This window comes from Vibrio sp. R15-SG3-ISO1A (assembly GCF_059833955.1).
In genome coordinates this window covers 1-7,303 of the sequence record NZ_JCBDGH010000003.1, presented here as the reverse complement: position 1 = coordinate 7,303, position 7,303 = coordinate 1, and the positions used below count along the sequence as shown (strand labels likewise).

The 7,303-nt window shown below is 53.3% G+C and carries 8 protein-coding genes; 3 read left to right on the top strand and 5 right to left on the bottom strand.

All coding sequences use genetic code 11. The annotated features are described in order from the left end of the window. Nucleotides 1–583 (bottom strand): hypothetical protein (locus AC6R0L_RS00200; protein WP_500627874.1); only part of this gene is annotated, 583 nt, incomplete at its 3' end. Between the two features lie 339 nt (nucleotides 584–922). Next, a complete protein-coding gene (locus AC6R0L_RS00195) occupies nucleotides 923–1,789 on the bottom strand; it encodes a YicC/YloC family endoribonuclease (RefSeq protein WP_334554883.1) in 867 nt (288 codons plus the stop codon). Between the two features lie 222 nt (nucleotides 1,790–2,011). Here AC6R0L_RS00195 and rph point away from each other — a divergent pair, with 222 nt between their 5' ends. Both rph and pyrE read left to right on the top strand, forming a co-directional pair. Next, entirely contained in the window at nucleotides 2,012–2,728 is a 717-nt protein-coding gene (gene rph, locus AC6R0L_RS00190; RefSeq protein WP_500627873.1) for a ribonuclease PH, read from the top strand. 138 nt (nucleotides 2,729–2,866) lie between these two features. After that, on the top strand, nucleotides 2,867–3,508 hold the full coding sequence (pyrE, locus tag AC6R0L_RS00185; protein ID WP_500627872.1) for an orotate phosphoribosyltransferase: 642 nt from the start codon (nucleotides 2,867–2,869) through the stop codon (nucleotides 3,506–3,508). A gap of 155 nt (nucleotides 3,509–3,663) precedes the next feature. Here the strand turns inward: pyrE and AC6R0L_RS00180 are convergent, their stop codons facing one another. The 3 genes from AC6R0L_RS00180 to coaBC form a co-directional block, all read right to left on the bottom strand. Beyond that, a complete protein-coding gene (locus tag AC6R0L_RS00180) occupies nucleotides 3,664–4,617 on the bottom strand; it encodes a Kdo(2)-lipid IV(A) acyltransferase (RefSeq protein ID WP_500627871.1) in 954 nt (317 codons plus the stop codon). A gap of 3 nt (nucleotides 4,618–4,620) precedes the next feature. After that, nucleotides 4,621–5,211 (bottom strand): nucleoid occlusion factor SlmA, encoded by a 591-nt coding sequence (gene slmA, locus AC6R0L_RS00175; RefSeq protein WP_500627790.1) that lies wholly within the window; start codon nucleotides 5,209–5,211, stop codon nucleotides 4,621–4,623. A gap of 147 nt (nucleotides 5,212–5,358) precedes the next feature. Beyond that, complete coding sequence (gene coaBC / locus AC6R0L_RS00170; protein ID WP_487903855.1) at nucleotides 5,359–6,573, bottom strand: bifunctional phosphopantothenoylcysteine decarboxylase/phosphopantothenate--cysteine ligase CoaBC; 1,215 nt, start codon at nucleotides 6,571–6,573, stop codon at nucleotides 5,359–5,361. Between the two features lie 337 nt (nucleotides 6,574–6,910). Here coaBC and AC6R0L_RS00165 point away from each other — a divergent pair. Continuing rightward, nucleotides 6,911–7,303: UPF0758 domain-containing protein (locus AC6R0L_RS00165; RefSeq protein WP_500627870.1), on the top strand; the 393-nt coding region annotated here is incomplete at its 3' end.

The window sequence follows — 7,303 nt, the reverse complement described above, 5'->3', positions numbered from 1 at the left end:
CCGCATCGGTGAGTCCGTCCGTATCGGAGTCCCCCGCTTTGCCGAGTACGGCATCTGAATCAGACTCGAAGGTCAAATCAATCCGATATTGAAAGGCCACCAAACCACCCCAGTCTGTTAAGCGCATGCGAATTTCATTGACACCAGGTACGAGAATCGAAGAAATCACATCAGGGGAGAAGTTACCGCTGACAAACGTCGACCCCTCTATCGTGGCGAGCGAGACGCCATTCATAATCACCTCGCCTCGATTGTCCGCTTTCATGAGCAAATTCATCGATGCGTCGCTAAACTCGTTGGGCATATTGAAGCGAATACGAATCCAGTTGGATTGATACAAACCGGACGTTTGAGACGGGTAAACATTCACCCAGGTATTGGTGCCAGGTAAGAAGCCCCACGGGTGCGCGCCAACGTAATAAGTCGGGCCCCAAGTGACGCCGCCATCCGTTGACCCTTCCGAATAGGGGTCGATGTCACCGTTATTCCCATACCCACCGAGTATGGTGAGCGTTTGCTGCTCTGCGAGTACCGGGGTACTTAATAGCGCCGCGAGCACTGCGGCGATTGCGTGTTTTTTCATGACTACCATCCATTCCTTGTCGACTGCGAGGGCGTTTTGGGTGTCAGGCACACTCGCAATTGGCTACTGATACACACCTAAAGCGTAGTCCTATTGTGTGATGTTTATTCAAATAATTGGTCCTCATAGTTTGGTTTATTATCATTAACGAGTGCTAAGAGAGTGCGTTACAAAATAAATCAAAAGGTTAGGCTGGAGGAGATAGTCTAATTTTATTGAGAGGTCAGAGCAGTCGTGGGGTTGTTGGGTGAAGTCAGAGGATGTTGGTGGAAAAATGAAAAGCCCCTATCGACTTATAAAGTAAACAGGGGCTTTGCACAGTTAGTCATCTAAAAGAGACTATTCGATGTTCTGAATCTGCTCTCTCATCTGCTCAATCAAGACTTTCAACTCGACCCCGGATGCGGTGATGTCGGTGCTGATCGACTTCGAGGCGAGCGTGTTTGACTCGCGGTTGAACTCTTGCATCATAAAGTCGAGGCGTCGGCCGCAGGCGCCGCCTTTTTTGAGGATGTTGTTGGTCTCTTTGACGTGAGAGTCGAGGCGATCGAGCTCTTCTGCCACATCGGATTTTTGCGCGAGGAGGATAAGCTCTTGCTCAACGCGGGAAGGGTCGAGCTCGACTTTGGCGTCTTCAAACTTGGCAAATAGGCGCTCACGTTGCCACTCAAGGATCTCGGGCATGCGAGCGCGCACGCGAGTCACTTCTTGTGAGATGGCGTCTAGGCGCTGGGTGATGAGCGCTTTCATGTTGTCGCCTTCGCGGCCGCGAGCGTCGATAAAATCACTCAGTGCATTGTCGAAAGCGGCTAACAGGTCTTTGTTGACCGCGTCCATGTCCTGCTCTGGAGTCTCCATCACGCCTGGCCACTGCATCACTTGGAACGGGTTGATGCGGCTCAGTTCGCCGGTCATGTGCATCACTTGCTCAGCGGCTTTGATGACTTGATTGGCGAGGGTTTCATTGATGGTCAGCTCACCTTTGGCGGCGGGGTTGGCTTCAAAACGCAGGCTGCACTCTACTTTACCGCGCGCTAGGCGCTTGCGAAAGCGTTCACGCAGTAGCGGCTCTAGGCCACGAAATTGCTCAGGGAGGCGGAAGTAGGTCTCCAAATAACGTTGGTTGACGCTGCGGATCTCCCATACGGCACTGCCCCAATCGCCTTTGGCTTCGCTGCGCGCGTAGGCCGTCATGCTATAAATCATCGAATTTTCCTATCTATTAATCTGTGAAAATAACGCAGGGAGAGGATAGCAGAAGGTGGGGGGGAGTTCCTAGTGACTAGTTCCTAGTTCCTAGAGGGGGTGATGGGTGATGGGGAGAGGGAGAGGGGTAGTGAAGGGGGAATGACAGTGGTGGTGAGGGGGTGTTTTATGCTAGACTCTGGGCCCAATTCTACCGTCATCAAGTCAACAAAGGTAATGCCCATGCGTCCCAATGATCGCAAGGCGGATCAAATTCGCCCAATTAAAATTACTCGCAACTATACCGCGTATGCAGAAGGTTCTGTGTTGGTCGAGTTCGGCAATACCAAAGTGCTGTGTAACGCCACAGTTGAAGAGAGTGTGCCGCGTTGGCTAAAAGGCCAAGGCAAAGGCTGGGTGACGGCCGAGTACGGCATGCTGCCGCGTTCGACACACTCACGCATGCGTCGCGAAGCCTCAAGCGGTAAGCAAGGTGGGCGCACGATGGAAATTCAACGCCTGATTGCGCGCAGCTTACGTGCCGTGGTGGATTTAGAAGCGATGGGCGAGTTTATGATCACCGTTGACTGTGATGTGATTCAAGCCGATGGCGGCACGCGCACGGCGTCTATCTCCGGAGCCAGTGTAGCGTTGGCGGATGCCTTCACGCATCTGATCAATAAAGGCAAACTGAAACAGAGCCCGATGAAAGGCCATGTGGCCGCGGTGTCGGTAGGCTTGCTGGGTGAAGAGGTATTGTGCGACTTGGAGTACGTTGAAGACTCCGCCGCAGACACCGACATGAACGTCGTGATGACCGAAGATGGGCGCATGATCGAAGTGCAAGGCACCGCCGAAGGTGAACCGTTCACCCACGAGCAACTGATGGTCTTGCTTGAGTCGGCCAAGGTCGGCATTGCTGATATTGTCGCCGCGCAAAAAGCAGCCCTAGCAGATTGATTGATAGCTCCCATTGATGGGGGCTATTTTTTTGTCCTCTTTCTATAGAGAACACTGTTTATCCTTAAATATTTATCCCCTTCTTCTAGGAACTAGGCACTAGGAACTAGCCACTAGAACAACCATCGAGAGAAAATAATGAAAGCATACCAGCGTGAATTTATTGAGTTTGCACTTGAGAAACAAGTTCTTAAGTTTGGTGAGTTTACTTTGAAATCTGGCCGTAAGAGCCCGTACTTCTTTAACGCTGGACTTTTCAATACCGGTCGTGATTTGGCGCGCTTAGGGCGTTTTTACGCCGCCGCGCTAGCGGACTCTGGCATCGAGTTTGATGTGCTGTTTGGCCCTGCGTACAAAGGCATCCCGATTGCGACCACCACGGCGGTGGCACTGGCGGATCACCACGACATCGACACGCCTTACTGTTTTAACCGTAAAGAAGCGAAAACCCACGGTGAGGGCGGCAACTTAGTCGGCAGCCCGCTGGAAGGTCGCATTATGTTGGTGGACGATGTGATCACCGCTGGCACCGCGATTCGTGAATCGATGGAAATTATCCAAGCAAGCGGCGCCGCACTGGCGGGCGTATTGGTGGCGATTGACCGCCAAGAAAAGGGCAAAGGAAAGCTCTCTGCGATTCAAGAAGTCGAGCGCGATTTTGGCTGCGCGGTGATCTCCATCGTTAGCCTTGGCGATTTGGTGACTTACTTGGAAGAGCAAGGCGACGCGGCAGAGCACCTCGCCGCCGTGAAAGCGTACCGTGCGGAGTATGGGATTTAAGTGAGGGGTGAAGGGTAATGGGTGATAGGTGAAGGGTGATGGGGGATGGGGAGAGAAGGCTTGACTTGGCTGGCCGAGAGAGCAAGCTCCCACAACCCACAACCCACAACCCACAACCCACAACCCACAACCCACAACCCACAACCCACAACCCACTACCTATACCGCACGCCTTTCTCTGCGTTTTCGTCTTGCATGGTTTTGTAGCGCTTGTGTAGCCACATCCATTGCTCTGGGGCGCGGAGGATCACCTCTTCCACGTGGCGGTTCATGTAGGCGGCGGCGGCGACTTCGTCTTTTTGTGGGTAGTCTTTCTCTACCGATTTATTGGCGATGATCTCATAGCGCCCGTCATCACTGCGAAAGCCTGAACCCATCACAATCGCCGCTTTGCTTGTGTATGCCAAGATGCTGGTGCCTGTAGTAGTGCAGGCATCGGGAACGGCAAAAAAGGGCACAAACACCGACTTGTTGCGGCCGTAATCATGATCCGGTAAGTAAAACAGCCGCTCACCACTGCGCATGACGCGAATCATCTGTTTCAGATCTTTTCTGTCGATCAAAACGTTACCGTTGTGCGAGCGACCCCAGTGTTGAATAAAGTTGTACGCAGGATTATTGTGCGGGCGAAAGGCGCCATAGCCGCCCAGCCCCAGCACAGCAAATGCGCGCGCGGTGATCTCTAGATTGAGTGCGTGGACGCAGCACAGCAGCACGCCCTGTTTCTGTTCATTGTATTGATGCAGCAACTCGACATCTTTCGCCATGATTCTGCGCTTAAAGCGCCAGGTGGGCCAAAACCAAGTGATGCCAGTTTCAATCAGCGCGAGACCGGTGTTTTTGAAGTTCTCCTCAACCATCGCCTCAATCTCAGCTTGCGCTTTATCCGGGAAGGCGAGCTCAAGATTGCGCTTGGCAACATGAACGCGCTTTTTGCCTAAACGCATGCCGAGTTTGCCGAGCCCTCGGCCAAGTGCATAAAGCAGTCGATACGGTAGCAGGTTAACCACTATCGCCAGCGAGCCAAAGCCAAGCCAAACGCCCCAATGGCGCGGGTGAAGCAAAGACCAAGAAAACTTGGGTGGCTGGTGTTTATCGTTGGTTGTCATGAATTAATCCAATTGCGCACTGAGCAGTGCCCAGTACTCATCAAAGTTTGCGGTGGGGTGGTACTTAAAATCAGAGCGCACAAAGCGGTTCAAGCTGCCTTCGACTTGGCCAAGCAGTTGCGCGGCGAGGATCATTTCATCCACGGGAAAGGCTTTCCCTTCACGCAGTTTACGCTCACGCAGGATTTGACGCAGTGAGGTTTCAATGCGCTCATACAACTGGTTGATGCGATCGCGCAGGCGCTCATTTTCAAACATCAATGCGTGGCCAGACAAAATTCGGCTCAGCCCCGGGTTGCGCTCGGCAAAGGCGAGAATGAGCTGCAACACCAAACGCAGACGCGTCAGGGTGTCTTTCTCTTCATCCAAAATACGATTGATGCGAGACATTAAAGACTCTTCAATAAACTCGATCAAGCCCTCAAACATGCGCGCTTTGCTAGGAAAGTGACGATACAAGGCCGCTTCTGACACGCCGACTTGTTTGGCGAGTTTCGCGGTGGTGATGCGTGAGGCGCCGTCACTGGACTCCAGCATTTCGGCAAGGGCTTGCAATATTTCGTCGCGGCGGTTGGTTTTTTTTGTTCCTGCCATGAACCTCTTCCTTATTTATAACCACAGTTTATAAGAACTGTCACACGAGGGGCGCAGCGCTCAGAGGGGCTGAAAACGCAAAGCGCACACCGAGTGCGAGCGCGGCTGGGGCTCAACCAACCGCGTTGTCTGATGAATAGGTTGAAATCACTCGCTTGTTGGCGCGAGTTTGTCATTAATAATGGTGAGGATCTGCGTTGCGATATCCTGTTTGGACGCAAGCGTAAGTGATTGCTCACCCTCTTTCCAGTATACGGTGATAGCGTTGTCGTTGCTATTAAACCCTTGCCCCGCGACTGAGACATCGTTAGCACAAATGAGATCAAGGTTTTTCTTCGCCAACTTGCTTTTTGCGTAGTGGGCGACGTCTTGTGTTTCAGCGGCAAAGCCAACAGTAAAAGGTCGATGCTCATTCAGCGCCGCGACACTGGCAACAATGTCGGGGTTTTTCACCATCTCAATCGACATCGCATCGCTTTGGTCGGTTTTTTTGATTTTCTGCGTGGCAACCTGATGAGGACGATAGTCGGCCACCGCGGCGCAGCCAATAAAGACATCGTGTGAGCGAGCATGCTCAAGTGCCGCGTCGTACATCTCTTGCGCGCTTTGCACGTCTATACGGGTAACGCCGCTCGGCGTTGAGAGCGAGACAGGGCCGGCAATCAGCGTCACGCGGGCACCGAGCGCCGCGGCCTCGCTGGCCAGTGCAAAGCCCATTTTTCCTGAGCTGTGGTTAGAGATATACCGCACCGGATCAATCGCCTCACGGGTCGGGCCCGCGGTGATGAGCACAGAGCGCCCCGCCAGCGGTTTAGGGCCAAAAAATTGCTCGCAGCGCTCAACCAGTTGCATCGGCTCTAACATGCGCCCCGGGCCGACGTCGCCACACGCTTGCTCGCCGGCTGCAGGGCCCCAAATCATCATGCCGCGACGCGAAAGGGTGGCGATGTTTTCTTGTGTGGCGAGGTTGCGATACATCTGCTGATTCATCGCGGGTGAGACAGCAACTGGCGCATCGGTCGCCAGCACGAGAGTGGTCAGAAGATCATTGCCCATGCCCGCCGCCATGCGCGCAATCAAATCCGCCGTGGCGGGCGCGAGCAGAACCAAATCGGCCCATTTGGCGAGCTCAATATGGCCCATAGAGGCTTCGGCGGCTGGGTCGAGCAAGCTCTCTGACACCGGACGTCCAGAGACCGCCTGCATGGTCAGCGGGGTAATAAACTCTTTCGCGGCTGGCGTCATCACCACCTGGACGGTCGCGCCACGTTCACTGAGTCTGCGCGTCAAATCCGCACATTTGTACGCGGCGATACCACCGCTGATACCTAAAAGGATCTTTTTACCTGCGAGTGTTTGCATGATGATCTTCCTTAAAAATTCTTGGCGTAAGATAGCACGCCGCGTGTCACTAGGCGAGTTGACCCCATCCCTCTACGTCCTATCCCTCTGGGCCCAATCCAGCTGTGGTACCTCAAAGCGTCTTACCTTAAGTAGTCATACCTTAAGTAGTCATACCTGATATAGTCGTCTCTCAAACAGTGTTGCTTTGCCCGAGTGGTTAATGAGTAACGTCTCAATTACATAGAAAGAGGAAACCGCTCGAATCTTCACGCTTTTTTGCCCAGTCAACCTGAGAGATTTGATTACGCTTGGCGTGACAGATGAGCAATGTGGAGCAAACCGTGAGCCGATATCTATGACAGTGCCGTTACCGAAATCGTCAATGCCGCGTGAGAAACTGCTTTCTCATGGCCCTCAAGCGTTAACCGATGCAGAGCTGGTGGCGATTTTTCTGCGCACCGGTACGCAAGAGAGGAATGTCATTGCGCTTTCTGACTATTTATTAGCGGAATTTGGCTCGCTGCGTGGGCTGTTCTCCGCCGATCTCGAGCAGTTTTGCGCGCACAAAGGACTAGGGGTGGCCAAATACGTGCAGCTTCAAGCCGTACTGGAGATGACGCAGCGTTATCTCAGTGAAACGCTCAAACGGGGCGACGCGTTGACCAGCCCGGAGCAAACCAAGCTTTATCTCTCCGGTGTGCTGCGTGACAAACAGCGTGAAGAGTTCCACGTGCTCTTTCTCGATAAC

Bases quoted from the DNA above. Each gene is read 5' to 3' on its own strand.
- AC6R0L_RS00195 (WP_334554883.1), bottom strand. From the start codon at position 1,789: ATGATTTATAGCATGACGGCCTACGCGCGCAGCGAAGCCAAAGGCGAT.
- rph (WP_500627873.1), top strand. From the start codon at position 2,012: ATGCGTCCCAATGATCGCAAGGCGGATCAAATTCGCCCAATTAAAATT.
- pyrE (WP_500627872.1), top strand. From the start codon at position 2,867: ATGAAAGCATACCAGCGTGAATTTATTGAGTTTGCACTTGAGAAACAA.
- AC6R0L_RS00180 (WP_500627871.1), bottom strand. From the start codon at position 4,617: ATGACAACCAACGATAAACACCAGCCACCCAAGTTTTCTTGGTCTTTG.
- slmA (WP_500627790.1), bottom strand. From the start codon at position 5,211: ATGGCAGGAACAAAAAAAACCAACCGCCGCGACGAAATATTGCAAGCC.
- coaBC (WP_487903855.1), bottom strand. From the start codon at position 6,573: ATGCAAACACTCGCAGGTAAAAAGATCCTTTTAGGTATCAGCGGTGGT.